This window comes from Pseudarthrobacter sp. AG30 (assembly GCF_003116525.1).
GTDB lineage: Bacteria > Actinomycetota > Actinomycetes > Actinomycetales > Micrococcaceae > Arthrobacter.
Window position 1 is genome coordinate 1 of sequence record NZ_QEHL01000040.1, and the last position, 214, is coordinate 214.

Below are 214 nucleotides of genomic sequence, written 5' to 3' on the forward strand. Positions count from 1 at the left end.
GATCGGCGGGATGTTGTCGCCGGGGTGGGAGTAGTCCGCGGCCAGGAAGGTGTCGTGGTAGTCGAGTTCGCGGACCGCGACGCCGTTGGCCCAGGCCGCCCATTCCGGGGCGACGCGCTCCTCGATACCGAAGACCTTCGAGCCCTTGCCGCCGGTGGTGGGGCCGTGGGTGAGCGCCTGGGCGCGGGCGGCGACGATGGGGGCCCGGTTCAGG

Annotated in this window: 1 protein-coding gene; it reads right to left on the reverse strand. The window is 72.9% G+C overall.

The features are described from left to right. Positions 1-214 (reverse strand): MmgE/PrpD family protein (locus DC347_RS20950; protein ID WP_206073979.1); only part of this gene is annotated, 214 nt, incomplete at both ends.